This window comes from Bradyrhizobium sp. Kon10 (assembly GCF_055807395.1).
The window spans coordinates 14166-39882 of sequence record NZ_JBVVOZ010000026.1 but is presented as its reverse complement, the minus strand read 5'-3'; the positions used below and the strand labels follow the sequence as shown (position 1 = coordinate 39882).

The following is a 25717-nucleotide window of genomic DNA, read 5'->3' as shown; positions in this document are numbered from 1 at the left end:
GGCTTAAATGCAGAGCGAACTCTCCGTGCGGTCGATTTACCTGGACAATAACGCCACGACCCCTGCACATCCCTTGGTGGTCGCCGCGATGCTGCCGTTCTTCTCTGAGCAATTCGGCAATGCGTCGTCCGGGCATGCATTCGGCATTGAGGTTGCACCCGCATTGACGCAGGCGCGCCGAAATGTGCAGGCTCTCATTGGCGCGGCATTCGATCACGAGATCGTTTTCACCTCCGGCGCGACGGAATCTGACAACACTGCGATCCTGTCCGCGCTCGCCGTGCAGGAAGGACGCGACGAGATCGTCACAACCGCAGTTGAGCATTCGGCCGTGCTGTCTCTTGCCGAGGAGCTGGGCCGACGAGGATTCAAGATCCACGTCATTCCGGTCGATGCAAGCGGTCGATTGGACATCGAGAGCTATGGCAACGTCTTGTCGGAGCGTACGTCAGTCGCCTCGATTATGTGGGCTAATAATGAGACCGGTACGATCTTTCCGGTGAAGTCCCTCGCCAAGATGGCGCGCTCAGTCGGCGCGCTCTTTCACACCGATGCAGTCCAGGCCGTCGGTCGGATTCCCATTGACCTGAAGACGACGGACATCGATATGCTGTCGCTCTCCGGCCACAAGCTCCATGGTCCGAAGGGCGTCGGCGCGCTGTATGTGCGCAAGGACATTAAGTTCCGGCCGCTGATCTTCGGCGGCGTGCAAGAGCGGCGTCGCCGCGCTGGCACCGAAAATGTCCCAGGCATTGTTGGGCTCGGCAAGGCGGCGGAACTCGCGGCGGCACACCTCATACAAGATCAGATCCAGATTTGCGCCCTTCGCGACCGGCTGGAGCGAGGCATTCTCGCTCTCGGCGGATGCATCGCGCTTGGTGATATCAAAAACCGCCTGCCAAATACCTCTAATATTGCCTTCGAGCATCTCGAAGCGGAGGCCATCGTCCACCACCTGAATCGTGACGGAATTGCCACCTCACTCGGTTCAGCCTGCGCGTGCGGCTCGATGGAGCCGTCCCATGTCCTGCGCGCGATGAGAGTAGCACCGGCCTTTTTGCGGGGTGCGGTTCGCTTCTCGCTCTCGCGAGAGACGGCGACGGATGAGATCGATCGTGTGCTGCAAGTCCTGGCGCACATTACTTCCAAACAGAGAGCCTTGTGGCGTGCGTGTCAGGAGCGTGCGGGCGAGAGTTCGCAACCTGCAGAGCCCCTGTGAAAGTCATGATTCGTCGTTCACCCGAGAGAGGCCTTTCGATTTATGTACCCAAGAAAGATCTTGAGGAGCCGATCGTCGACTGGGAGCACGAGACGCTGTGGGGTGGTTGGATTAAAATCGCAAACGGCTGGGTGCTCGACCTACCGGCGATGGCGAGCGACACCACCCTACCAATCACCATAAACGCCAAGAAGCGCGGCGGCGAAGCAACCGAAAAATGAACGCTCCGAGTCTACAGACGTCGTCAAACAGGCGATGTCCAGGGAAGTCTTGGCGGGCGCGGTGCGGGCATACCGGTCAACGCGACAGTCCTTGCAGCCTTGTTCGGAACCAAGATCGTGCTGCCGCACGATGCCAAAGGCAGTATCTTGGCCGGGGCGCAGCATCGAGGCATCCGGCCAGCGCGATAGCGTTGATGGGAGGCCTTCGCGACCTCCCCCTTTTCGGCGACCGCCAGGCCGCTCGTTGCATTCCACGCGTCTTAACAGCGTCAGGCCAATGGCTGGACTCCATAAGGTTCAGCTTTGAATAGTTGAGTCGCGCGCCGGCCCAGATCGCAGGCTCAGAAGTATCAACCTTCGTGATGATCCCCGACCCTGGCGAGGGGGCGTTTCTCTTCAGCTCGTTGACAATGCCCTTCCGAACATCACGCAGGGGTCCGCGTGATCTTCCATGGCATAGGTCAGTCACTGGACTGCGTTTTCTCTGCTTCTAGGAGGGCTCGCCTTATCAAGGTGTCCTTCAAAGCGTCCGGAACGTCTTTTGCGCATTGTGCTTTGCCTAGGCGTCACATTCTGACGGAAGATCAACTTTCAAGCGACGCCCGCATGCGGTTCGCCGAAGCTATACGCTGAAGCAGCCTACCGCTCCTCAAAACAATGGTGTCAGCGCTGTTGTGATCGCAATCCCTGTCAGCTTTCCAACATGACTTGATAAATCTGACATTCGACCAGGCATTAGCTAACTGCTTGAAGCGAACTGTAAAAATCATTGTGGCCGGAATGGCACGCCATTTGCTTTTGGCTTTTCAGAAACCGAAAGGGTTCGGCTTGCGAAAAGAATTGGAATAATGAGTACTTCAGCGCAACACCAGGTATCCTGCAGCGGCAAGATCAGCGAGACCATGCAAGTCATGGTGAAGCACAAGGGCTGCGGTACGATCGGTGGCAGCGGTAAGGCAAGCTGCGGATCTCAGGCTGGCATCGCTAATCTGCCAATTGAGATCTGGGAAAAAGTGAAGAACCATCCCTGTTACAGCGAGGAGGCGCACCACCATTATGCCCGCATGCATGTCGCGGTCGCACCCGCCTGCAATATCCAATGCAATTACTGCAATCGCAAGTACGATTGCGCGAATGAATCGCGTCCTGGCATTGTCAGCGAAAAGTTGACGCCGGAGCAGGCCGCCAAGAAGGTGCTGGCGGTCGCTTCCGCGATCCCTCAGATGAGCGTGGTCGGCGTTGCGGGTCCTGGCGATCCGCTCGCGAACCCGGACAAGACATTCAGGACGTTCGAGCTCGTCAATAAGCTCGCGCCAGATATCAAGCTGTGCCTCTCGACGAACGGTCTTGCGCTACCCGATCATGTCGACACGATTGCGAGACTCAAGGTCGACCACGTGACGATCACGATCAACATGATCGATCCAGAAATTGGTGCAAAGATCCATCCCTGGATCTTTTACGGCCACAAGCGTTACACCGGCATCGAAGCCGCGAGAATACTCAGCAATCGACAGCTCCAAGGGCTGGAGATGCTCACCGCGCGCGGCGTCCTGTGCAAGGTCAACTCGGTGATGATCCCCGGGATTAACGATCAGCATCTGGTCGAGGTTAACAAGGCCGTGAAGTCGCGCGGCGCCTTCCTGCATAATGTGATGCCGCTGATATCGTCGCCGGAGCATGGGACCGTCTTCGGCCTCAGGGGGCAACGCGGCCCGACTGCACAGGAAGTGACAGCATTGCAGGATAGCTGCGAAAGCGAGATGAACATGATGCGTCACTGTCGCCAGTGCCGGGCCGACGCCGTCGGACTGCTCGGGGAGGACCGTGGCGCGGAGTTCACCATGGAGAAAATCATGGCGATGGACATCAAATACGACGAGCAGGCCCGGAAGGAGTATCAGGCTAAGGTTGAGAAGGCGCGCACCGCGAACCTTGTGGCCAAGCAGGAGGCGCTTGCGCGGCTCGCCAGCGCGTCCAGCGAAATCAAGGTGCTGGTGGCGGTTGCAACCAAGGGCTCGGGATTGATCAACCAGCACTTCGGTCATGCCAAGGAGTTCCAGGTCTACGAGCTCTCGACTTCAGGCGCAAAATACGTTGGTCATCGAGCAATCCATTCCTATTGCCAAGGTGGTCACGGCGAGGACAGCAAGCTCGAAATCGCCATCGGCGCCATCAAGGATTGCCACGCCATATTCGTGTCAAAGATCGGCGGCTGCCCGAAGGCCGAATTGATCAAGGCCGGCATAGAGCCGGTCGATCGGTACGCCTGCGAGTTCATCGATGGCTCGGTCACCGCCTGGTTCCAACTCTATCTCGATAAAGTCAATGAGGGGAAGATCAATCACGTTGAAAGGGTCGATGCGGCGGCCTGCTCCAACTCGCTGACTTCCGCCGCCTGAGGATGGGTTCGAGATAATGCCATTCAAGATCATCGTGTCGCAATGCACGGGCTGTTCGGCGTGCGAAACGCAATGCCCGAACCTCGCTATTTCCGAGCGAGCCGGCGTTTTCCTGATTGATCCTGAGAAATGCACCGAGTGCGCCGGCTACTTTGACGAGCCACAATGCGTGGCGGTTTGCCCCGTTGACAATACATGCGTGCTCGACGCGGCGCTGCCGCGTCAGCAGGAGCCTGCTTGAGGGCCACGATGGATGTCATGACGACACTAGCCGTTCAGAAACTCGGGCGGTTGATGCTCCGCATTGAACGGCGGCGACCGCGGCTGTCGCCTTCTCAAACCGGATGGAAGGCTCGCCCTCGTCGCCAAGCTATTCGCCAGCTACCGAGCCATATTCTGGCGACGCGGGCGTCGGCGGGACTGCGTCAAACGATTCCGGTCCGCCCGAATCCCGCTGTCTTGAGCGTCGCGGATCGAATTCGCTGATGGGCCCACGAAGAGCGGACGCGTGTTCCGGGACATCGATCCATTCCCCTGCAGCCATCCTTGAACGGGCGACATTCATGTCCAGGTCGTTCTTCAGTCCGCCATCCGAGAGAAACGAGGGTGTCCTCACCGACTCCTGCGTTGGTCGTGCGGTGTCGAGCCGACCTAGCATCATCTCAGGGCGGCAGGGTAATCCTATCAGCCTGCCGAAAATCTACCTGCGTCAAGCCAACGCGTTCGCACCCGATCACGTGATGCGCAGACGATTTCCTGCCGAGTGGCGCTCTCGGCGCCAGCAAGCCCGAGTTTGGCCGCAATGGCCCTGGCGTGCGCCGTCCTGTTCTCGTTCAATGCTCTTGCGCCTGCTTGCGTTACGGGCAACCCGACAACCGACGCAGCTGTCCAGAGACTGGTGGGGCTCGCTACCACGCACAAGATCGGCGCCGAGGTGTTATTATGGGGCGCTTGAGCCTATGGGCAGGACCGTGAATGGTGACGTCCACAATGCCCTCAGTTGCCGGGGTAATCAGGCCGACTCCGCCGGCTGTGCGCATCCGGCGCTGAAACACGCGGCTCGCCGCGCCGCCGGCTCAACCATGCCTCCGTCGATGACGGACGCGCGTGCCGCATCGAGGGCTTGTTCAACATCAACCATGGGCTCATGGATAGTTATCTCGAGCATCTGGATTTCAGTTGCGGGCGTTGCGCTGCACCGGCTCGAAAGGCTCATGCAAGCCGTGATCGCAAACCGCGCCGCCGTGCGGGGATCGACGCGGCTGATCGGGGATAATGATAGGGCGGTCGGTGAGGCAGGGCGTTGGCGAGACGTTGTATCGAACTGTGGAACGGGGACGATAGCATGAGCAACATCGCCCGCGATAGTGAGATCGTCGAGCTGACGGACAGCCCCTTGTTTGATTATGGCGACAAGGTGCGGGCCAACCGCACCATCCGCAACGACGGCACCTATGTGGGCAAGGAGATTGGTGAGGTTCTGGTCAAGAAAGGTGAGCTTGGCTATGTCGTCTCGATCGGCACGTTCCTACAACAATTTTATATCTATGGGGTTGAATTCCTCGGCTCCGGCCATCGCGTCGGCATGAAAGGCAAGGAGCTCGATCTAGTCAGGCGAAGCCACGAAGGCGAGGGGCCTTCCTTGCCAGGAGCGGCAGCCCGATGATCGAACCAAGACTGCCAAGATACCAGTCAGGCCAACGTGTCAAGGCGGCGATAGATCTGCTCAACGACGGTTCCTTTCCGGACGCGTCGCCGGAAGAGTGTTTGGTCAGCGTCGGGCACATTGGTGAGATCGTCCAGATCGGTTGCCATACGGAAGCGAACCTATTCATTTATATGGTCGACTTCGGCAAGCAGTTGGTGGTTGGCTGCATCGAGGCAGAAATCTCTGCAGTCTAGGAGATTGCGCAATGAACGCGGCAATCATCAGAAGACATCATTCCGGCTTGCCTGCCCATCCCAACGAGCTCGACCGATGGCGAATCGTGCGCGCACTCACGAAGCGCGAGCGCTACCGATATGTCTCGCCAGAGGTGACTGCGGTTCCTGGCGGCTATCTGGTCGAGAGCCCGTGTTGCTCAGGCAATATCAATGCGGAGCGCGGCCTCGTCGAGGTTGCGCTGCTGCACCACGATACGACTGGGGCGGCATGGCAGCTGTTCCGCAAAGATCACCGCAAGGGCGTCTGGGAGTGGCATTCGACCCATCAACGGCTTGGCTTGGCGACAGCGGTTCTGAACGCCGACCCTGAACGTTTGTTTTGGCAATAAGGATTCTGGAAATGGTGCTCGAAGGCGAGTTGACGAACATCGGGCAGACGCTCACCTCTATTGATGCAGCCTCTGAGCCTTGCCCGACGCTCCGGCAGAAATTTCCACATCTTGCCTGGATTTGTTGCGACGCCTCCGACATGACACACACTCCGTTCCGCCGTTTTGGACAGTTTGACCTGCATCTGCTCGACAGTGGAGCTCAATGTGCACAGATCACGAATGATCCGGAGCGCGCCACCGGCATCGTGCTGGCCAAGCGCTCTGCCATGTCATGATCAAGCAATCGCCTGCCGGTGCCAGGCTCACAGGGCGCTAAGCCCGCGGGTTGTTTGCCATGCCGTCGTGCCGGGCCTAGCGAAATGTCACGATCAGATCGCTCGCTCGTTCACCGGGTCCATGACACGGGGCAGGCGATGGTCTGGCATCTTGTTCGCTGAGGATGGAATTGCCTGGCTATCTCTACGTGGCCTCTTCGATCAAGGATACTGCGGCTGTCAAATAAGAAAGAGCAAGCCGTGCTCGATCAGTTGACGAAGCAAACCTCAGCCGTCGCAGGATTCGTATTTGTGAGTACTCGACCTAGGTCCGCAGAAGCCCAGCAAGTATGAAAGAACGTTTATTCTTCGCGCGGTAACGCCGTACACTCGTGAAGGCCGGTTCATCATGCGCGGGAGCACCACGATTGTCCTGGCCGATCCAGCGCTACTCCATCAATACCGGCGCCAGAATATTGCTCTACGAAACGTCTTGGTGAGTGAAGTTGATGTATTTAAGCAAGAAGCGCTTTCGAGTTGTTTTTTTGAAGGACCGAATCGAGACATCCCTGTCTCGATAGCTTGCTTCCATGTTGAACCGCCTGGCGTGCGTCGGGAATCGGGTTTGTCACGCGGATAAAGATACAGAAGGACAGAGAACAAATTCGCGTGTAGTTCATGTTCTTATCTGGAAGATAAAAGCCCGCTTGAATAGTTGCCGATGGTCATTGATATGGTAATGGGAAGCAGTTGCGTCGTTTTTCAAAAACAAGGCGCTGCAGATAAATGTGCAAAGCGAAATCGGAGAACGTCACGTGGCAAAAAGCACCAAGCGCAAAGAATATAGTAAGGACGAGGTCAAGCTGCTCAAGGCGCACTCAAGGGCCCGCACCCCTGTAGCTAGGGTTTCAAAGCTTATGAAGCGCTCCGAAGGCTCCCTAAGGCAGAAAGCGTCTACCTTGGGGATTGGCTTGGGTCACCAGCGCTGAGATGTGATTCAGTTTCGGAAATCGACCGGCGTGATGATCGAGGCCGTCAGGCGGCTTGCGATTGCTGGCTAGTTGGTCGTCTCAGGCTCGGCGCCGACGGTTAGGTCTCGCGGCGAACGAGCTGACCGGCTTCTCCGTCGATCCGGTCACTTGACCTAAACCCGACCGATTGTCGTGTTCAATCAGCGACTCAAGCGAATCGCTCGTCGCATCGTGCTGCTTAGGCGCTGAATATAGATTGGTGAGCTCGGAAAATACGGTGTGCGAGCGCGGCGGCGGATCATCAACTCGTTGGGCACACGTCATTCGATGGTGAGCCATCTGCCGCTGCGTCCACGCTTCTCGAGGCGGCGACTGGAACCTAGAATGCCCCAAGAGGGAGAGATTGGTACACGGTTTCCGACCCCGTGGGCGCTGGATCGTCCCCTTGAAGTTGCATGCCGGTAAGCCGCAGGCAAAGGAGAACCGCGGTCCGGCCTACGACGAAATATAAGGAACTCCGGCGAGAGATGTGCGTCCAGCAGGCGCAGAAGTGTACAAGCATTTGTATGTTCATGGGCCGCGCCGTCATCCCCTTGTGTTCGGGATGATGTGAGGTGAGCAAAGCGGCGGGTGAACGCTGTTCATCACCGTGATCGAGACCGTCGATATCGCCGCCGCGAGTGCCGCGCGAATATCGCGACGGCGGCGTCAGAGTTCATGACCGGTAAAGAGAACTGAATTGCGGGTCGCACTCGCTTGCGGTGTTTGCGGTAGCATCGTCTCACCTGAAATCATCGAAGAACGATTGCGTCTGGCGTCCTGCGGCCGGAACCGCTCGTGCAACTGTACGATCGTTATGTTGACTCAGGCAATTTTAAGCGTGTCGCCGCCGATTTCGCGGTTGCAAGGGCAGAGCTCATCAGTCTGTATCGCATCCAGAACGCGTAACGTGTCCGTGGGGCTGCGGCCGACATTGAGGCTAGTCGCATAGACATGCTGGATCGTATTCTCAGGATCGACGATGAAGGTATAGCGATGTGCGATGCCATCACGCGAGCGCACTCCAAGGCCATCGACAAGTGCGCCCTTGGTGTCGGCAAACTGCCAGATCGATAGACGGTGCAGGTCCTTGTGGTCACGCCGCCAGGCGAGCTTGCAAAACTCGTTATCGGTCGACCCACCAAGCACGATTGCGTCGCGTTCGGCGAAATCCTTCGACAGGCGGGCAAACTCGGCGATTTCGGTCGGGCAGACGAATGTGAAATCCTTCGGGTAAAAGAAGATGACTTTCCATTTGCCGGGGAAGCTTCTCTCACTCAGCGTCTCGAAAGCGCTCTGCCCGTCCTCCTCCTGCAGGTGAAAGCCGGGCTTCACGCCTATGATGTCGAACGGCGGCAACTTACTTCCAATTCCAAGCATGTATTGTCCTCACAACATCGAGTCACACGGAACAGCGTTCCGCGACTGACTGAGCAAGCAATATGCCACCCGATCTGGCGACAAGTGCCCGCCAGGACCCTCGTGGAACATTCGCCTTTGATGGTGGCGATGTCCTCGAGTCCGATCTGCAACATGTGATCTCCTCAATCGTCCCGGGCGTAAGGCGCGGGATTTCCCGTTTGTGCTCCTTGGCCGGCGCTCGTGGTGGAATTCGAGCCGAGGCTTTGTCGGGTTTCTGTCAGAGCCCTCGCGGCTGTCCGGTCCGCCACAACACGCCGGTGTCCGAGGCCACGCTGTTAGTTGAGGGTGATCAGAGGCTTAATGCGGGTGCGAAGGAAATGGCACGCCAGTTGCTACCTGGATGCAGCAACAACGAGTGAGGGCTGAGGGCACGCCGACGCTGATGGCGAGCGATGGCCTCCTTCCCGACACTCGTGTGCCCATGGTTTCTACGACAGAAACAGGATCGCGCATTCGGCGCGAAAAATTGGCAAATCGGTGATGGAGAGCAACATGTCTGCGCTGAGACAAATCGCGTTTTATGGCAAGGGCGGCATCGGCAAATCGACAACCTCGCAAAATACGCTGGCGGCCCTTGCTGAGCTGGGCCAAAGGATTCTGATCGTCGGCTGCGATCCCAAAGCGGATTCGACTCGCCTCATTCTGCACGCCAAAGCGCAAGACACCATTCTGAGCCTGGCGGCGAATGCCGGCAGCGTCGAGGACCTCGAAATCGAGGACGTCATCAAGCTCGGCTACAGGGACATTCGATGCGTCGAGTCCGGTGGTCCGGAGCCGGGGGTCGGCTGCGCCGGACGGGGCGTGATCACTTCCATCAACTTTCTGGAAGAGAACGGCGCTTATGAGGACATTGACTACGTCTCTTACGACGTGCTCGGCGACGTCGTCTGCGGTGGCTTCGCGATGCCTATTCGCGAGAATAAGGCACAGGAAATCTACATCGTGATGTCCGGCGAGATGATGGCAATGTATGCCGCCAACAACATCTCCAAGGGTATTCTGAAGTATGCGAATTCCGGCGGCGTCCGCCTCGGCGGCCTGATCTGCAACGAGCGGCAGACCGACAAGGAGCTGGAGCTTGCAGATGCTCTTGCCAAGAAGCTTGGCAGCCGGCTGATCTACTTCGTGCCGCGCGACAACGTCGTGCAGCACGCGGAGCTGCGGCGTATGACTGTGCTGGAATACGCGCCGGACTCGAAGCAGGCGGATCACTATCGCAATCTCGCGACCAAGATCCACAACAATGCGGGAAAAGGCGCTATCCCGACGCCAATCAGCATGGACGAGCTCGAGGATATGCTCATGGAGCACGGCATCATCAAGCCTGTCGACGAGACCCTGGTCGGCAAAACTGCTGCCGAGCTTGCCGCTATTTCCGCATAGTTCATGTTGTCGGCCTTCTCGATCCGGGAAGGCCGACATCGTCCACCCTTCATGATTGGCAGACAAAGAAATTGGCCGATACGATCTCAGCTTCCGTGCCGGCAGCTCACGTCGCCGAGCAGCGCGATGTGAATAAGCTCTACGGCCTCCTGACCGGGCGCCACCCAACAGAAGTTGACATCAGCGACAATGACGATTTCGATCGGCATGTGCTCGCTTGCGTTCTCGCCGCATCCGCCATGGATGGCGGCCAACTTCCCGAACGGGCTGGCTTGACCAACCAGGAGCTCAATGCTCTTTTGGTGCAATACTTCCCATCCAGCCCGATCAGGAGCTGTATCTGGCGCGAACAGTCCGCGTTACCGGCTGATGACGAGACAAATATGGTGCGCGACCTCCTACTTGCGCAACGTTCCACCTTTGGCGAGGTCGGCGGCTGGTTGGCGACGATGATCGCGCGGCGCGCCATGGAGCCTAATCACTTGTGGGAGGATCTCGGTCTACGGAAGCGGGACGAATTGTCCCGCCTTCTGATGCGCCATTTCGGGCCGCTGGCGGCTCGCAACACGAAGAACATGCGCTGGAAGCGCTTCTTCTATCGCATGCTATGCGAAGACGACGGTCTGGTGATGTGTACCACGCCGGTCTGCACGGAATGCAATGACTTTGATCTTTGCTTCGGCGAAGAGAGCGGCGAGAGCCGGATGGCCGGACGCCGGCGAGATCATCTGGGTCGTCTCGATGACTCCGTCCAAGCCGTCCCAAGCTTGAGAGGCTGAGTTCACTATTGATACCCCTCCTTGGCGCCATTGCGGGTATATCCGACGAGCTTTCTGCCACCTGTCGCATTGGGGGTGAAAACAGGCCAGGGCAAACGCTTGCGCGGCCCCACCTAGGGCCGACGCGGCGTCTGATAATCGAGTTGATACCTGGCGGAGCCGACAATGCGCCGCTGAAGGAAGCTGCCGTCGCACTCAGACAGCTCTGTTGCGACGATACCGGCGTGCTGCTATCCGAACTGCAAAAAGGCGAGGCGCCGTTGCAGCCGCTGCGTCCCGTACCATCCTGCTCAACAAGGCGAGACGAGCATGTCTTTACCGATGAATCCGGCATCCACGTCCACGGGCTGTTAAAGGAGCCGGCGCACCTACGAAGGGCTAGACCCGGAGCTGCTCCTCCCACGGCATTGTGATCTGCAAGCATTCAGGGCTTGCCGCGATCACTTGCTGCCGTCGTGCAGCTTTCTTTCGGCGCGGAGCAAAGCGACCATCCCCGGCCCGTCTGCAAGCATGCCATCGAGCACCAAGTCTGGTTGCGCAGGAAACGGTGTTGGCGAGCTGGCTCGACATTCACGAGAGCTCGGGCGTCAACAGCGAATCAGCCACGCGCGTCGCGCGATCGGGTTGAAACATTCCCGCCTGGTCGTTTCTGGGCGCGGATCGAGATGGAGGTTGAGAATGACGATGGATGGGATCCTTGCGCGATTGAACAAGGCCTCGGCCGCAGAGGATTTTTTTGCATTGCTCGGCGTCGAGTACGATGCGAAAATCGTCGATGTGGCACGGCTTCACATTCTTCGTCGCATGGGCCAATATCTCGCAGGCGAGGAGTTGACCGGTGCATCTGATCCTGAGATCGCCGCGCGTTGCAAGGCCACGCTTGAGCGCGCCTATGCCGACTTCGTCACGTCCTCCCCGATCGAACAGCGCGTATTCAAGGTGCTGAAGGATGCGGCCGCACCACAAGCGAAAAAGCATCCAGCATTGGTCCAGCTCGGTTCCTTGGAGTGAATTGAGTTTATATGTCGGGCTCTGCATCGTGAGGGTTCGGAGAGCCTGACAGCCATCCATGGCTTTGAATTCAAACCGAAGTTGCAGTTGCGGCCTCGCCGATCCGCAGCGTCAACACTCGGCTGCTTAATACCAAGCCCGACTCAGCCTTGGTGTTTCCATCGTTCCAAGCCGGTGCGCACCTATCTGCTGCAATGTACGCTGGCAGCGCGGGAGCGCAGATTTGGCGAGGAAAGCGCACCAAGTTTGGGATGACTGTCTTCTGTCGCATTCCCGACACAGGTCAGCACGGTATCGAATAGCCCGATGCTCGTGAGTGGCCGCCAATCCGATTTTCTTCAGTAAGATTTTGTATTGGCGGTCAATTTTCATGGCTTGCGCAATTGGTACGACAATTGCTGACTGATGCTCAGCTAGTCTGGAGAAGCGCATGCACATCTTGGTCCGCATCGATTTTGTTTTTGACGCCGCGCAGGTTCGCGCGCGCTGCCTGCCGGAACCATAATGCGTCGCGACGCCAAAGCGATGGTCGCATACCTGGCTGAGCTGAATGGTGCGTTTGATCCGTGCACCCCCGTTGGCCCATCCCTGGCGGAGGCTTCGCGGGGCGAGCCGTTGCTCAACAGCGCCGGCCGCGCGGCGCTGTTGACGGGCGCCTTGAGCGGCGCCGGCCCTCGTGTCCTCGCCCGGAGTTGCGGACGTGTCGCTGTGATCGGCAAGAATCGAGGGCATTCGGACCAATGGGATCGCGTTTCCAACGGCAAGCACGCGCTCGACAATCGTACCAGCCGAGCCTCTCGCAACTTCTCGATCTGTTGCACCTCGGCTGCATCTCTAAAATGAGGAAGACCAATCGCTCGGCACGCCTGACCGGCCCGGTTGGTGCCTTACCAGTGCCCGCAACCAAACGGTCGCCCCAGAATGCCGCATCCGGAACGAACCAGAAGTCCGTGCTTCCGGGCTCGTCGACAAAAGGTCCAGCAACGGGTGTCTCGACCCCGCGCTGCTGCCAAGCGGTGCTGACACAATGGCGGCGGGCACCCGGCCCAAGTTTTAACTGAAGCAATCTTCAAACGCGAATTTCAACCTGGAGGCGGAGCATGCTCCGCAGCCGCTACTGAATGCGAATGGGAGTACAGATGATGAGCACCGCACCGAAAAGTGCAGCTCCGGCCGCGGCTGGTGGTCGCGCGGCGACCAAGAGGGAGCTGCCCGAACGATTTAGGGCGTATAAGCACGTCTGGGTCTTCATCGAGCAGGAACGCGGGGTTGTGCACCCCGTCTCCTGGGAGCTGATGGGTGCCGGGCGGCGGCTCGCCGATAAGCTCAATGTTGACCTCGCCGCGGTTGTCATCGGTCCGGTCGGGGAGACAACGCAGCAGGCGGTCGCCGAATCCTTCTGCTACGGCGCCGACCTCGCCTATATCGTCGCGGACAATCTCTTGGCCGATTATCGCAACCAGTCCTATACCAAGGCCCTGTCAGAGCTGGTCAACACTTACAAGCCGGAAATCCTACTCCTAGGGGCAACAACACTCGGCCGCGATCTCGCCGGCTCAGTGGCCACCACACTGCTCACCGGCCTAACTGCCGACTGTACCGAGCTCGATGTCGATGCCGACGGCTCGCTTGCGGCGACCCGGCCGACGTTTGGCGGCTCACTGTTGTGCACGATCTACACACTCAACTATCGTCCACAGATGGCAACCGTCCGTCCTCGCGTGATGCCGATGCCCGAGCGCGTGACAGGCGCCGTCTCGCGCGTCATCTCGCATCCGCTCGGGCTTGTAGAAGAAGATGTCGTCACAAAGGTCCTGTCCTTCCTGCCAGACCGCGATTCTACAAAGTCCAACCTTGCCTATGCCGACGTGGTCGTCGCTGCAGGGCTCGGTCTGGGATCGCCTGAAAATTTCCAACTGGTACACCAACTCGCGGACGTGCTTGGCGCCGAATATGGCTGCTCGCGGCCGCTGGTCCAGAAGGGCTGGGCCACCTCGGACCGACAAATCGGCCAGACCGGGAAAACCATCCGGCCAAAGCTCTATATCGCGGCCGGCATTTCCGGCGCTATCCAGCATCGCGTCGGCGTGGAGGGGAGCGACCTCATCGTTGCCATCAACACCGACAAGAACGCTCCGATCTTCGACTTCGCCCATATCGGCATCGTCACCGACGCCATTCGACTGTTGCCGGCATTGACCTCTGCATTCCGCGCGCAGCTATCGCCGCACTCACACGACCGCATCGCTGGCTAGGGGAGCTTGTTATGATTGAGGAAAGATTCGACGCCATCGTCGTCGGTGCTGGCATGGGCGGGAACGCAGCGGCGCTTACAATGGCCGAGCGGGGACTGAAAGTGCTGCAGCTGGAACGCGGCGAGTATTCCGGGTCGAAGAACGTGCAAGGGGCCATCCTTTATGCCGATATGCTCGAGAAGCTGATCCCGAATTTCCGAGAAGATGCGCCGCTTGAGCGGCATCTCGTCGAGCAACGCTTCTGGATGGTGGACGAGCGTTCGCACACCGGAATTCACTATCGATCCGATGATTTCAACGAGGAGAAGCCGAACCGCTACACCATCATCCGCGCCCAGTTCGATAAATGGTTCTCGCAGAAGGTCCGCGAGGCCGGCGCTACGGTGCTGTGCGAGACCACGGTGACCGAGCTCCTCCAGGATTCCCATGGCAGGGTCGTCGGGGTGCGCACAGACCGCGATGGGGGTGAAATCCATGCAGATGTCGTCGTGCTGGCCGAGGGGGTGAACGGAGTGCTCGGGACGAGTGCGGGCTTAAGAGGGCGACCAAAACCGGACAAGGTCGCACTCGCGGTTAAGGAGATGCATTTTTTGTCGCGCGAGACAATCGACGCTCGCTTCAATCTCAAAGGCGACGAGGGGCTCGTCATCGAAGCGGCCGGAACCATCTCCCGCGGCATGACCGGTATGGGCTTCATCTATTCCAATAAGGAATGCATCTCGCTCGGTATTGGCTGTCTTGTTGCCGACTTCCAGCGTACCGGCGAGACGCCTTACGGCCTGCTCGAAGGTTTCAAGCGTCACCCCTCCGTCGCGCCGCTCATCGAAGGTTCGGAAGTCAAGGAATATTCCGCGCACTTGATCCCTGAAGGAGGGTACAGGGCAATCCCGCAGCTTTGCGGGGAGGGCTGGGTGGTCGTCGGAGACGCCGCCCAGCTTAACAACGCCATCCATCGCGAGGGGTCCAATTTGGCGATGACGTCGGGCCGTATTGCGGCGGAAGCGATCTGCCTTATCAGATCGCGAAAAGATCCGATGACGGCCAAAAATCTTTCACTTTACAAGAAAATGCTAACTGAGTCTTTCGTGATCAAGGACCTGAAGAAGTACAAGGATATGCCGGCACTGATGCATACCCACTCGCAGAACTTCTTTCTCACATATCCGCAGCTCTTCTCCAAGGCGATGCAGGATTATGTGCGCGTCGACGGCACACCAAAGCTCGAGAAAGAGAAGCTGATGCTGAGCTCGTTCATCAAGGCGCGGTCTTGGACTGGGCTGTTTAGCGATGCCCTGCGCATCGCCCGGGCCTGGCGGTGATCCAAACCTAAGACAACGCATACGACGGAGCCAGAAACAATGCCGAGCAATCCATCCCAACGTGTCGAGGACAAACTATTCTACAACCGTTATCTTGTTGATTCCGGCCGCGCCCACATCAAGGTGCGTCCGCACACCACGCCATCCTCGCGGCTCTTGTCGATGCTGAAGGCCTGCCCTGCACGGTGCTACGAGCTCAACGATAAAGGTCATGTTGAGGTGACAGTCGATGGATGTATCGAGTGCGGCACCTGCCGGGTGATGTGCGAAGAAAATGGTGATATCGAGTGGAGTTACCCGCGCGGCGGTTACGGCGTGCTATTCAAGTTTGGTTGAAAGTTCAGGGGACGGCCTGACCTTGGTAGATGCGGCGGGGCGCGGCAACGCCGTCAACGCCGCCGCCGGCTACAACTTGGCCGCCTCATGCGCTGGCTCAGGCTCTTGGCGCGTCTGTTCCTGACAGCACTCTCCCCCGGCCCTCTGACGAACTCAGCGTCAAATCAGCTTTCTTCACGGACGACTGGGCAGAGCCCGGTAAGCGCAATCTTGATGCCAACGGTCTATATTCGAACTCACTTTGCAATCTACTGCTCAGCTCGCGTCGAATGATGAGTTCGAGGCCCGGTCGACCGATCTCATCAAAGACGAGTGGCTCCGCAACAATACCGGACCCAATTCTTGGAAATAGACCTTGGCCTGCGGAATGCAGCGCGAGATCTCCCGACCAGTGGCTGCCATCGAAGCGGCTGTATGAACACTGAGTTCGAGACGAGACATGGTGCCGAAAGCGGTGCCACGGACCTGAAGCGGCGCTTTCCAGTGCTCCAGGCCAAGATCTCGCAGCCACCAAGCAAAAGCAGATCACGAAATTAGCGCCTTCTGACTCCTTCGGGACCGCCGGTTCCGTGTTCGTCAGCCGGGCTGCGCGCATGCAGCACATAATTTTGCACTTTCATTCGACTGAATTGGCAGGATATATCGTCAGGCGGAGAGTATGACGATGGTTCGAGGACAAAAGAGCGAAGCAGCCGCCAACGCGCGGCGAGCACAGGCACGCCGTGAGGGTTCGGTTGACGACATCCAGGCCCGCATAGCCGAACTGAGAAGCTTGCCGCGCGAGAAGCTCGCGGATGCAGTGTTCATGCTCTCGGTCAATGCAAGACGGCAGGCCGAGTTGATACGACAAGCGATCGAGAAGCGCGCCGAGGTCGCGTTGGACTTTGATCCGCCGCCGAAAGCTGATTTGGCGACCTATCTTGCGAGTGATGTGGTCTCGACCTTACGCCACCACCTTGCTGACCTTCCGACTTTGCTGGACGTCTTGGTTCAGCGAGCGCCCGACATTCGCTTCAGCGTCCACCGGGAGGAGGCCGTTTCGCTGCTCGCCGCCATAGTTCGCGTACAGCGGCTGGAAGGGGTCCTTGAAGGCCTCCGGCTCGCCGGGCTGCTGAACGAACCAGCGAAGGACCGCCATGCCGGGATCCGTTCGGAAGCGGATTTAAGGGGAGCTGCCGGCGGCACGTGAGTGTCCAGAGCGCCTTGAGGGAAGTCCCTCTAGATGGAACGTCCAATCGGAACCGGGGACATCAGGAAATCTCGGCGCCTGCTTGCGAGGTCAAAACCGCGTCGAAATTGGCTGCCGCAGTCCTTTTCATCCGTTTGGCGTTTATCGTCGACGCGGAGCCGCTATTGCAGGCACAACCGCGCAATCGGTGCGCCGCTGATCCGAGCTCCCCAGGTTTCCCGCGCCGATGAAAGTGGCGTTTCGTTCTGGCTGCTTGGACAGGTCAGCAGTCTCCCGGCAGCCCCGCAAGCGGCGCCGGGCTGGTCCGCGGGTAGTCGCGACGGACAAGGTGGAATCTCCGCATCGAAAGAAAGCGGATCGGTGCGATCCCCAGTTGCGCTTCAGGTCGCAGTCCCAAGCTCGGCGACTTCCCTGTTGGTGAGTACGAGGTCCGCACTTCTGAGGTTCATCTTCAGTTGCAGCACGCTCCTTGCGCTGAAAATGCTGCGGTTCATGGAACTCTTCACTAATTCTCAAGAAAGGGAAATCACGGCAGGAGAGGTCCACCGAGCCGCGGCGATGCACCCAGAGCAGCGAAAGGCGGTCGCCCAACTCATCGAGGCGCTTTGGTCGAACTCGGCGTCCTTGTGCCGGTAGTCGCGGGTGCGCGCTGGTGAACGGCGGGAGAGGCGCGGCAAAGTATTCTGCGATCCCATGGAGAATAGCAGACAAGCTCAGTGCCGGTCCCCTGCACATTGGGCAAAAGAGTCTTCTTTCCCTGTCGAGATAAACGCTCCGCGCGCGTATGCCATGCACCCATATCCTTTCGACAACCAGGGAAATGCGCCGGAAGTCGCCTCGTTTATTGCTCCGTTCGCGAGCCGCACCGGGATTTACCTCGCGAGCGCGAACACGGCAAAGACATGGCCGAAGTCCCGCGGCTGAGTGCGGCCGAACGGCGCGTCTCCCGCAAATGCCGGTCTGATCGGTTAGTCAGCCCGCTCAAGCCCACGAAGGCGCCTCGCGTGCTGCGGGTAGCCGCACTTCAGTGAGCTACCGCAATAATCTGAAAGCATCCGATCGCAACTTCCATCACGATCAGCACGGCTATAACCCACTCCAGACGCAGCGACCGGCGGGTGTCGATGATGTCCGTCAGTGCGTTGGCTGTTCCGGAGATGGCCGACAGCTTGCGCTCGATCATCTCAAGACGCTCCTTCAATTCGTACTCGTCTTTCAGACGCGAATAGAGCCGCTCGAGCTCCGGCTTGTCCCAGAGTGCGTCGGGCTTTTCGGCAATGGCGACGCGGCCCGCGACGCGCTGCTGGACCAGGAGCGCATTGCCGATCAGTTGGAGAATGCCCTTGCGGCCCCGCGGCGTCCGGCCGCGCTCGGCTAGTTCACGTGCAAAGGGTTCGATCACGTCGAACACTGCGGCGACACGGCGCTCATCTCGCTCCAGCGCCGTGCTCTTGGCCAGCGTATCGGCGATCAGCAGCAGCCGGTCGTCGGTAAACTCGCTGAGACAAATCCGACCGCCCGGCAGGATGACCTCCGCGCCCTGGTCATTGCAGAGCTGCACGTGTGCGCTCTCCTCCTCATAGGAGCTAAGTTCACCGATGACCCCCGACCTCAAGGTATCGATCAGAGCGGTTTCCTCCGAGGGCGACAACCCGATGAGCACCACAACCCCATAGCGGAAGATCACGACAAGGCCCGCATGTATGCGGCAAGCGACCGGCGTCGAGGACACCAGCGTTCCGATTTCGACAGCCGAAGCGTTGATACGATCGCCCAGCATGACTGCGCGAATGCGCAGCATCGAGGCGGCCGCCGTCTGTCCCGACGCGGCAGGCTTACCGGGCGTAAGTTGATCCATGTTCACTTTAACATCCGGTTTGCCGCCACTGCGACGCGATAGGCGTTCCCCGGGGACCGTCAAACACGTCCAGAACTTCGTGGCAATGGTGCGGCGGAATTTGCGGGCGCGTGGCTGAGAGATGATGCTACGATCCAGCAAATGCCGGCTCCAAAGTTTGAACGGATCGTCGCTATTTCCATGTTCGTGCGTGCTTGGCCGCAGATCAATCGGACGACCCAGCAAGCCCTTGGAGATAACGAGAGGTCTTCCGAGTCGATGAGCCGCCAAACATTTGGCCGCGCTCAAGGCGCCGTCCTCGAACAAGGTCGAGCAAGATTGATGCCGAACCGGTGGCTTCGCGCTAGCGGCCTGAGGATTTCCGCTTCAATGGGCGAGCGAGAATGATTTTTCGAAACGGCACAGGTTGAGCAAAACACAGCGGCGCCATGTGTGTTCGATTCCATCCAGAACATGTCAGCTACAGAACACCTCGAATGTTGCGCGCCGCGGAACTTTTCACGGCGAAATCAGAACCTTAACCGCGCGGTGGCGGCGCTGGCATAGCTGTTGCTATCGAAGGCCGAGCGAAGGCTCAATGCACACCCAATCGGATTGACGAAGACAGGACGTTGACCGGTTGACCGACGGTGGGGAAGGTGAAGTGCCGTTTCCAACCTCGGCCAAAAGACGGCCCGACAAATTCTTGAACCAAGGCCGTGAGCATAACGGCAGCAAGGACCTGAGACCATGCATATCGAACCGGGAATAGTAACAGGCGCCAAGCTCGTGTTGAGCTACGCGACAGGCCTTGCGACGGGCTGCTTCGCCGCCAAGCTTGTGGTCGAAACTATGCGCGAGCAGGGCGCCCTGTCATTCGCTGTGCGAGCCATGGCCGCTTCGGGGCTTGTGTTCACGTTTTTCGAGATCCTGCCGCACTTCGCCGTTGGAGTCTCCGAGGTGCACTTCATCCTCGGATCGACGCTGTTCCTGTTGTTCGGCGCGGCACCGGCTGCCTCCGGTCTTGCGGTCGGCCTCTTGCTGCAAGGCGTCCTGTTTGTTCCGACCGACCTGCCGCAGTATGGTATGAATGTCACGACGCTTCTAGTGCCGCTGTTTGCGATCCAGGCGCTCGCCAAGCGGCTCGTTCCATCCAACACCGCCTATCCCGATCTGCAGTACAGTAAGGCTCTTGCGCTCTCGACTGCATATCAGTCTGGTATCGTTGTCTGGGTCGCGTTTTGGGCCTTCTATGGCGCGGGCTTCGGGGTTGCCAACCTCTATAACATCGCGTGGTTCACAGTTTCCTATGCACTTGTGGCCTTGGTCCAAGCGGAGGCTGATCTGGTTGTACTGGCGCTCGCGAAACAAATTTGGCGGCGTGGTTGCCGGCGGAGTTCTCGCCAACGGCCTGTAGAAGACATGTTGCCGTCGATAACAACGATGGCCGCCGGGTCGTCCGTTTTGCTCAAGCGATGCATACGCTTTCCCTGATAGCAACCGGCTGCAGCGATCCGCGGCGGCTCGCGCTCGCTGCTATCCGCATATCTCGCCGACTTGCGGCCGGCCGTCTGCGCCCGCCCGCTCGCCAATGAGCGGACGCACACTACCGTGTTCGACCTGCTGGTGCGTGATGCGGTCAAGGCGAACTGCCGCAACTACGTGGAGGAATGGCGGAATGCGGTCACCGCAGCAGCTTGGTCGCAGACCATGCGGTCGAGGTTACCCCCGAGGGGCGACTTGCGCTGCGGATACACTGGAATTCGTTCGTCCAATACCCATGCAACTTAGTGTCCTTCTATGCGCAGTTGCGATGGAGCGCTGTTCCGCGATTTCCCATGCTCTGCTGCACTCGGCCCGAATGTTCGCAGTTCGACAAAGAAGATCGCCATGTATGGATTGGTCGTGATGTTGACCATGCTAGTACTGTGCAGCATCGTGTTGGCCGGCGAGTTGAGGGGGCCGGCAAAGGTCATCAGCACCGACACCCTTGAGATTCAAGGGACACGCGTTCGGCTCTGGGGCATCGATGCGCCGGACGAGACTCAAATGTGCCGAGATATCAGCGGCGGTCTATATCTATGTGGCCTCAGGACCGCGAGCGAACTTGAAGACTTCATTGAAGATCGCGAAGTCAGTTGCCTGTCAATCCTGGAGGATGAGTGTGGACGGACGATGGCGACCTGTTCAGCTGATGGCAGCGATCTCGGAGAATGGTTGGTGCGCAAGGGTCTGGTGCTCGATTGGACGCGATATTCGAGCGGACGATACCAGGCTGCGCAAAGCGAGGCCGATCGTGCCGGACTGGGCTTATGGGCGGGCAGCTTTGCCGTACCTCGGTTATATCGAGCATGCATTCGATTAGGTGGTGGGCCAGCCGGCTGTTCCGATGATGCGAATGCACATCCTTGAGGGCATTTTCCACACCAAAGTATGCGATTTCGGGTCCGCTGCGAGGTGATAGCCACGCGCGAGCTGGCGTCGATCAGAAGTGAGACGAGCTCACCACTACCTCTCGACCACGCTCAAAGGAGTAAGATGGTCTCAAACTCTCGTAAGCGCGAACGGCGCAAGAAACAACAGGAACGACCCACATCGGCCGTGTTGATTCTTGGGAACCATGGACTCGCTGTCTGCCAAGGCACCGCCTTTTGAGCTCGAGGGAGAGCGCATTGCGCGGAAGAAGGACGGGGTTCTCTGTGGTCTAAAAAGACAAAGGCGTGGCACGGACACAATCGGATCCAGCCGAGTAGAGGTTGAGCGCAAAGAAAGAAGCCCAGTGGTGTTCGAGGCACCACTGGGCAAGGTAGTGCAACACCAATTTGGCTTGGGATGCAGCCTACCTCCACTCCATTCGACTGTAACTGTCAGGCTTTGGCATTCCCAGAACTCGCAGCTTGATTCCCACAGGCTGTCAGATGCTGTCCCCCAAAGTTTATACTCGCACTCAAATCTGACGGACCAAGCAGGTGCGAGCGCTTGCTCAACCCCGGCTCCGAGGTGCCATCGAAAACGATGGTGATCGAATTGGGGTCTTTGCCGCGGGAAGGCCGCATACTGCAAACAGCATGGTCCGCTCACCCCTGGGTCGAGAGCCGCAGAATAAGCAACACCGCATGTCACGAGCGTAACCGGTGCTGCAGTCCGAACAAGAACGCCAGATCGCTTAACAGCTCGTGCGCGCCTTCCACAATGAAGCTTTCGCCCCTGAACTCGCAGCGTCGCTCCCACGCCGTCCTGGTGTGCAGAGTCTGTGCCGACGGATGCGATGCAAGGTCCCGGGCTTTTTCAATCGCGATGTCGTCTATCGACAAGAACGGTCATTGTTCAAACAAGCGCCCGATCTGAAGTCGAACACCTATCGCATGAAGCGCGCCGGAGCTCAGGTCGATGATTTCTGTGAAACAGATTAGGTGCTCCAGCTTGTTTAGGACCGACACAATGAAGCCGCACCCTGTTCGAGGCTCGGAGCTGAGCTGATTCAGAGATCGCAAGCTCACCGGACTGATCCGATGTAAGAGTTGAACTGGTCGGCATCCGTGATCGTACCAACACGGGATGGCTGGAACCTGTGCGGAGCAAACGAACACGATCCGCCAATCAAATCGTTCTGTTGATGCATCTTCTTCCTACTGCTCCGCAGACCACGGTCGCAAGACTCCGGGAAGCGATCTTCCTTGGGCGCCGCCCGGAGATCAGCCGGATAGATTGGGGTCCATTGCTGTTCTATTCGCACGGTGATCTCGGCAGCGAATTGTTCGTGCCGTTCTGGGTCGTGCCAAACGCGTGGCGGGGGGCGCTGATGGGGGCTGGCGTATCGTCCGCAATAAGGCTTCGCATTGCGACTGAGGGTCGCGGGCAGCAGGTCTTGGCCCAGAGGGCCTGCATCGGCATCGTGGTTCACGGGGAGGTTCCTCGGCCAGACCATCCCCCCGCCATTCTCGATGCCGTGGCCATCGGCCGTGCGCTGGAACGCGGCCAGCTCGCTCGTCTATGTCTGAACAATCATGGTGCCGGCGTCGGCGATCGTTGCGGCGCTGACCTGGCGGGGGTCAATGCTTTCGATGTCTTCGTCAGGACACGAGCTTCAGCCCGACAATGCCGGCGACGATCAGTCCGATGCTGGCAAGGCGAAACGCGGCGGCCGGCTCCCCGAACAGGACGATGCCGAGCGCTGCGGTGCCGACCGCACCGATGCCGGTCCAGACCGCATAGGCAGTTCCAATGGGCAGCGTCTTCAGAGCAAGTCCAAGCAGGATCACGCTGCCGGCCATGGCCGCGAGCGTGAGCGCGGACGGAACGAGCTTGGTGAAGCCCTCAGTGTATTTGAGGCCGATTGCCCAGGCCACCTCCAGCAGGCCGGCGACCAACAAAATGCTCCAGGCCATGGCGCCCCTCCGTTCGCGGCAGGGTCGTCCCCGCAGCTTATGTGATAATGAGCTGCAAGGCCGTCTTCGCGAGGCAGCGATTCGCTTCGATCAAGGCAGGAATAACTGCTCTCAAAGATCAGCTTTCCGACGTTAATCGTTCGGCGAATTCACACGATCGACAAAGCAGAAAGCCGTCCGCTCCGTTCATGCGATCGGCAATCTTGCAAAAAGTCGCCCCGTCAAAGAGATCCTTGTACCTGTCGCGGAGAAGGTTGCCCAACACGTGTCGTCGCTCAAAATCCAAGCAGCAGAAAGTCACATCGCCGTTTGGGAGAAGAACATTACGATATTGTCGTTCGTCAGGACATGTCAGTGCTCCAATGATTGGCTGTCGTGCTTCGACCATCTCAAGCTCGCCGCTGCCAGCCCTGCTGCGCGGCGGACGCGAGCGGACCAGCGCTTCCTCAGGAACTATGTCGACAAGTTCGGGATGAACCTCGCCCATGACTATGAAGAGCAGCGATGAAATGCCGGCATCAACAAGTTGGCGCATCAAGTCGACATAGTTGCGCCTGACGAGACCACTGTCCATATGCGTGCCGTCGTCGAAAACGTGCACCAGGAAGCCGCGGAACTGCAACGCGCGCAAGCGTCTTAGATCCCGCCCATTCATTCCCACGAGGGTTGTGAAAATCCGGATTCCGTGGCCACACGCGTAGGCATGCTCAACCATTTCGGTGCAAGCCGGATTGAGCCAAGGCTCCGAATACCCGGAAAAGCTGATGTCCACAGTTGCTGGTACGCGCGCCAGGCATCGCTTGAAATCTTGCAAAGAAAGATGCTTCACGTCGGATATAGCTCTTTGCCGTTTGGCGAATTTGTCCTGCGGGCAATAAGAACATCCGACGACACAGCCCGTTGTCGTGGTTACCTCCAAGACCCTGCCGCCACTGATTGCAGAGCGCAGCTCCTGAGCAGTCATCGACTGTATGTTATCCACGTCCGCGCTCCGCCATTGGGAACAAGGAGATCTTGAGGGGGCACCCTCGCGTTGCATTCCTCATGTCGGTTCGCTCATGCACCATTCTCGGTTCGTCGCCCATCACCGCGACATGGCGCGGTCGCAAGCCGCGGCCGCGATGGATCAATACAGCGCCGACGGCTCACTCACCTTAGCTCCAGTTCAGCAGGATCCGGTGGCTGCCGAGTGCAGATGCATCGATGGCGTTGATCTAACCTCTCTCTTGTCCCAACAAGCATCACTCATGCCACTGGCTGTATTGTCCATAACCCGACACATCCCGATAATTGTCTGCGCAATGGCACAAGGGAGGCGCAACTGCGATCGATAGTGTACAATATGACGCTACGTACGATTCAAGCTCTCTCGAAAATGGGTTGAATGGCAGCTTTCCCATGAAATGTGAGAGCGTTGCCGCCGCCCCAAGTGCCATGTCATCATGATGATCGACGTGCATCGGGAGCGGCTGCGCGAAGTGCCGATTGGGACCTTTGCCGCAGTCGACGGTGTTCACCACGACTTCATGCAGCAAGGTGAATTTCAATAGTTGAAAACGCTCTGCAAGGCGTCGGCGTCGTCGTGTTCTTCGATGTTCGGGAGGTGGCTAGATAAGCATCCGGGCGCGAGCGCTACGGTCGGACTTGCGAGGCGTCTTCTCGATAATGGACGCGGAACAGGAGTGGTGCCGCCCTGGCCGTTGCGTACGAATGTTCCGCCCTACTGGCTTCCGACTTTTTCGAAACCGCTGGAGCAAGTCCGCGGCGTTAGTAGACGCCTGCTTCGATGCGAAGCTCCGTCGGGAATGCCCTGGGTGATGATCGTGCAACGGATCTCGCGATTCCGGTATACGGGGACACTTGATTGCCGGTCTGTGGCCTGAAGCTCCTGAACATGAATGCTACCGATCAAGGAATGGATGACTCTCTCGAATACGTGTCTTTGCCGAACGTCTTCGCGATGCGATCGAGCGCTGGGATCCTCGGGATCTGTCGCTCATGTTGGAGTGTTTTCGAGGTCATGCGGGGACGCGACGCTCCTGTTGGTAAAGTCTGAAGATCAACGGGCACGGCGACTTCACCTCCATCTAGGGTGTGCCGATGAACAGTCTGACGCTTGGCTCGGGCGCGGTTCGCCCATTGTCGATATCACGGGGGATCAGTCACAAGCTCATCGCGGTGTTAATCGGACCAAACTCGAGGTGGAACCGCAATTTGGCTGCGACTCCGAGGATCTACTTCGATAGCTATGATGATGAAAACACCTACAACCAGATCCTCAGCCGCCTTCGATTGCCGCACGCTGGCGCTTAGTCACGTCTGCGATGCGCCGGGAGGCCGGCAGCTTAGTGTTTCGTTTACCAGTCTCGGGTAAGAAATTGTGCGTTATGTAGGGTATGTGGGCTATGTGCCCCAA

General features: G+C 58.6%; 22 protein-coding genes. 18 read left to right on the top strand and 4 right to left on the bottom strand.

Going from position 1 to position 25717, the window contains the following annotated elements; genetic code table 11:
- Positions 1-7: 7 nt before the first annotated feature.
- From nifS to AC0L2O_RS27700, 8 genes are all read left to right on the top strand, one after another.
- A complete protein-coding gene (gene nifS, locus AC0L2O_RS27735) occupies positions 8-1219 on the top strand; it encodes a cysteine desulfurase NifS (protein WP_473322529.1) in 1212 nt (403 codons plus the stop codon).
- Complete coding sequence (gene nifT / locus AC0L2O_RS27730; RefSeq protein ID WP_473371958.1) at positions 1216-1440, top strand: putative nitrogen fixation protein NifT; 225 nt, start codon at positions 1216-1218, stop codon at positions 1438-1440. Before nifS ends, nifT begins: the two co-directional genes overlap by 4 nt.
- 848 nt (positions 1441-2288) lie before the next feature.
- Positions 2289-3842, top strand: a complete 1554-nt coding sequence (gene nifB / locus AC0L2O_RS27725) for a nitrogenase cofactor biosynthesis protein NifB (RefSeq protein ID WP_473371957.1) — start codon at positions 2289-2291, stop codon at positions 3840-3842.
- Positions 3843-3858: 16 nt separating this feature from the next.
- Positions 3859-4083 carry a 4Fe-4S binding protein gene (locus AC0L2O_RS27720; RefSeq protein ID WP_473322524.1) on the top strand — a complete coding sequence of 75 codons (225 nt, stop codon included), beginning with the start codon at positions 3859-3861 and terminating at the stop codon, positions 4081-4083.
- Between the two features lie 1104 nt (positions 4084-5187).
- Complete coding sequence (locus tag AC0L2O_RS27715; protein WP_369726372.1) at positions 5188-5508, top strand: nitrogen fixation protein NifZ; 321 nt, start codon at positions 5188-5190, stop codon at positions 5506-5508.
- Positions 5505-5744, top strand: coding sequence for a nitrogen fixation protein NifZ (locus AC0L2O_RS27710; RefSeq protein WP_369726371.1), 240 nt, complete (start codon positions 5505-5507; stop codon positions 5742-5744). The genes AC0L2O_RS27715 and AC0L2O_RS27710 overlap by 4 nt, the downstream gene beginning before the upstream one ends.
- A gap of 11 nt (positions 5745-5755) precedes the next feature.
- Positions 5756-6115, top strand: a complete 360-nt coding sequence (locus AC0L2O_RS27705) for a DUF3024 domain-containing protein (RefSeq protein ID WP_409190660.1) — start codon at positions 5756-5758, stop codon at positions 6113-6115.
- Between the two features lie 11 nt (positions 6116-6126).
- The gene (locus tag AC0L2O_RS27700; RefSeq protein ID WP_409190659.1) at positions 6127-6393 is read left to right on the top strand and encodes a hypothetical protein; all 267 of its coding nucleotides are present in this window, start codon (positions 6127-6129) and stop codon (positions 6391-6393) included.
- A gap of 1814 nt (positions 6394-8207) precedes the next feature.
- Here the strand turns inward: AC0L2O_RS27700 and AC0L2O_RS27695 are convergent.
- Positions 8208-8762, bottom strand: coding sequence for a peroxiredoxin (locus AC0L2O_RS27695; protein WP_409190658.1), 555 nt, complete (start codon positions 8760-8762; stop codon positions 8208-8210).
- Positions 8763-9296: 534 nt separating this feature from the next.
- Between AC0L2O_RS27695 and nifH the strand changes: the two genes are divergently transcribed.
- From nifH to AC0L2O_RS27655, 8 genes are all read left to right on the top strand, one after another.
- The gene (gene nifH, locus AC0L2O_RS27690; RefSeq protein ID WP_409190657.1) at positions 9297-10187 is read left to right on the top strand and encodes a nitrogenase iron protein; all 891 of its coding nucleotides are present in this window, start codon (positions 9297-9299) and stop codon (positions 10185-10187) included.
- 71 nt (positions 10188-10258) lie between these two features.
- Complete coding sequence (locus tag AC0L2O_RS27685) at positions 10259-10966, top strand: nitrogen fixation protein NifQ (protein WP_473371956.1); 708 nt, start codon at positions 10259-10261, stop codon at positions 10964-10966.
- 678 nt (positions 10967-11644) lie between these two features.
- Positions 11645-11977, top strand: a complete 333-nt coding sequence (gene nifW / locus AC0L2O_RS27680; protein ID WP_409193010.1) for a nitrogenase stabilizing/protective protein NifW — start codon at positions 11645-11647, stop codon at positions 11975-11977.
- A gap of 504 nt (positions 11978-12481) precedes the next feature.
- Complete coding sequence (locus AC0L2O_RS27675) at positions 12482-12820, top strand: hypothetical protein (protein ID WP_473371955.1); 339 nt, start codon at positions 12482-12484, stop codon at positions 12818-12820.
- 296 nt (positions 12821-13116) lie between these two features.
- On the top strand, positions 13117-14232 hold the full coding sequence (locus AC0L2O_RS27670; protein WP_473371954.1) for an electron transfer flavoprotein subunit alpha/FixB family protein: 1116 nt from the start codon (positions 13117-13119) through the stop codon (positions 14230-14232).
- An 11-nt stretch (positions 14233-14243) separates the two neighbouring features.
- Positions 14244-15551: an FAD-dependent oxidoreductase gene (locus AC0L2O_RS27665; protein WP_473371953.1), complete on the top strand. Its 1308-nt coding sequence runs from the start codon at positions 14244-14246 to the stop codon at positions 15549-15551.
- A 39-nt stretch (positions 15552-15590) separates the two neighbouring features.
- Positions 15591-15887 (top strand): ferredoxin family protein, encoded by a 297-nt coding sequence (locus AC0L2O_RS27660; protein WP_473371952.1) that lies wholly within the window; start codon positions 15591-15593, stop codon positions 15885-15887.
- Between the two features lie 658 nt (positions 15888-16545).
- Positions 16546-17076: a hypothetical protein gene (locus AC0L2O_RS27655; protein WP_473371951.1), complete on the top strand. Its 531-nt coding sequence runs from the start codon at positions 16546-16548 to the stop codon at positions 17074-17076.
- A gap of 1024 nt (positions 17077-18100) precedes the next feature.
- Here AC0L2O_RS27655 and AC0L2O_RS27650 read toward each other — a convergent pair.
- Positions 18101-18940 carry an RMD1 family protein gene (locus AC0L2O_RS27650; protein ID WP_409193009.1) on the bottom strand — a complete coding sequence of 280 codons (840 nt, stop codon included), beginning with the start codon at positions 18938-18940 and terminating at the stop codon, positions 18101-18103.
- 723 nt (positions 18941-19663) lie between these two features.
- Here AC0L2O_RS27650 and AC0L2O_RS27645 point away from each other — a divergent pair.
- Complete coding sequence (locus AC0L2O_RS27645) at positions 19664-20407, top strand: energy-coupling factor ABC transporter permease (RefSeq protein WP_473371950.1); 744 nt, start codon at positions 19664-19666, stop codon at positions 20405-20407.
- A gap of 396 nt (positions 20408-20803) precedes the next feature.
- Positions 20804-21325: a thermonuclease family protein gene (locus AC0L2O_RS27640; RefSeq protein WP_409190649.1), complete on the top strand. Its 522-nt coding sequence runs from the start codon at positions 20804-20806 to the stop codon at positions 21323-21325.
- Positions 21326-22986: 1661 nt separating this feature from the next.
- Here AC0L2O_RS27640 and sugE read toward each other — a convergent pair.
- Together sugE and AC0L2O_RS27630 are read right to left on the bottom strand one after the other, a co-directional pair.
- Positions 22987-23301 (bottom strand): quaternary ammonium compound efflux SMR transporter SugE, encoded by a 315-nt coding sequence (gene sugE / locus AC0L2O_RS27635; protein ID WP_369726359.1) that lies wholly within the window; start codon positions 23299-23301, stop codon positions 22987-22989.
- 118 nt (positions 23302-23419) lie between these two features.
- Positions 23420-24283: a radical SAM/SPASM domain-containing protein gene (locus AC0L2O_RS27630; protein ID WP_473371949.1), complete on the bottom strand. Its 864-nt coding sequence runs from the start codon at positions 24281-24283 to the stop codon at positions 23420-23422.
- Positions 24284-25717 lie beyond the last annotated feature (1434 nt).